General features: G+C 50.8%; 3 protein-coding genes. All 3 read right to left on the reverse strand.

Annotated elements, in window-relative coordinates; all coding sequences use genetic code 11:
- Window positions 1-275 precede the first annotated feature (275 nt).
- On the reverse strand, window positions 276-494 hold the full coding sequence (locus F1735_RS33575; RefSeq protein WP_167241336.1) for a hypothetical protein: 219 nt from the start codon (window positions 492-494) through the stop codon (window positions 276-278).
- A 181-nt stretch (window positions 495-675) separates the two neighbouring features.
- Window positions 676-1,011, reverse strand: a complete 336-nt coding sequence (locus tag F1735_RS33580; protein WP_167241338.1) for a hypothetical protein — start codon at window positions 1,009-1,011, stop codon at window positions 676-678.
- Window positions 1,012-1,092: 81 nt separating this feature from the next.
- A partial coding sequence (locus F1735_RS36000; RefSeq protein WP_373888631.1) for a hypothetical protein occupies window positions 1,093-1,365 on the reverse strand: 273 nt, incomplete at its 5' end.

Here is a 1,365-nt window from a genome sequence, read left to right on the forward strand (position 1 = left end):
GAGATTAGCCATGATTCCGCCGCCGTAACCGATCAGATTTCCTCCGATATCACGAAAAAGCGATGAAAAATCGTGCTCTCCTGATGTCGGCCAGTTCGGAAAAATCGTTTTGCAATTGGCTCATATGTACAGCGTTACGCCTCTGCTCGCGTCGCGCTCGAACGAACAGTTGCCAAGGCGTGCCGCAGTGCCTTGTTTTCGTCTTCCAAAGTCATGAAGCGTTGAAGCAGAGCATCGTATTTGTCAGCCATTTTCATCGATCAATTTTTCTGGACCTATGGCTGTACGACATAGATGCCCGAAACCGGGTCTATCTCCAACGTGATCTCTTGCCCCAAAGCTTTGCTACGGCTACGGAGATCACTGATACGGTTGTCAGCGAACGTTTCGATGAAACCATTTTTTGCATTGATACTTGCACAAAGGGTATTCATCTCAACACGAACCGCGATGAGGTCCATCGCCTCCACCGTAGCGTCGAAATATGAGTTCATAGTCTTCCTTTTTTACTGGCTGCCGGTCAGCTTCGGGCGCGATAAGAACGCGGTTTTCCTTGGTCAATCGAGGCGCTTCCACACGCACAGCGAACAGCGTATAACGCCACGATCATCGTGATGCTCAGTTTCTTTTCCGCAGCGGCCGCAGTAACGTTTGAATGCCATAATTTTCCTCGGATTAGTGCGGGACAAGCTTGAGTACCAAGCCAGCAATCAGTGCCATTTGCAGCATGCCGACGCCGACTACCCAGCGCACCAACTCGGCCTTTGCTTCTGCAACGGTCTTGTCGATTTTAGAGTCAAGTCGCGTATCCATTTTTTCGATGGAGGCCCGGATGCCAGCCAGTTCTGCCAGAACATCCGCTTTCGCGGAGAAACGTTCGGTAATGCTCAGATCCTCGGCGCTGATAACCTCGGCTAATACTGCGGCTTGCACTTTTGCTTGATCCGATGGTACTCCAGCACTTTCCAGTCGCTGGACCATCTTGAGGGTATCGAATGGAATTGCAGTCATCTAAATCTCCAATTTTTTCTCACTAGTAGCGGCACAATGTGCAGCGTCAATACTTAAATTGACATAGCACCAATTAGTACGTCAAACGTCTTTTGAACTCTTCTTTAAAAGCCGCTCGTGTTTGGCTTTTAGCGAATCATGTTCAATCACTTCGCGCACCAATACCCACACGGTGGACGGCATTTCTCTAGCGTTACTCGCTGCATTGTCAGGAAGCGCCCATTTCTGGCCCAATGCCGTTTTGAGTGGAAGTTGACTTCGGCTACCATATCGGCTACCGCTGTGAATGTCTGCGCCTTGCGGCGCTTGTCGATGTCCGGTCCGGAGCAGGGTCAAGGGCGGGCGGCGCGAAGC

Origin of the sequence: Massilia genomosp. 1 (genome assembly GCF_011682185.1) — a bacterium.
Classification (GTDB): domain Bacteria; phylum Pseudomonadota; class Gammaproteobacteria; order Burkholderiales; family Burkholderiaceae_D; genus Telluria_A; species Telluria_A rubra.

What these genes read in the sequence shown, in the direction of transcription:
- F1735_RS33580 (WP_167241338.1), bottom strand. Translation starts at nt 1,011, where the DNA reads ATGACTGCAATTCCATTCGATACCCTCAAGATGGTCCAGCGACTGGAA.
- F1735_RS33575 (WP_167241336.1), bottom strand. Translation starts at nt 494, where the DNA reads ATGAACTCATATTTCGACGCTACGGTGGAGGCGATGGACCTCATCGCG.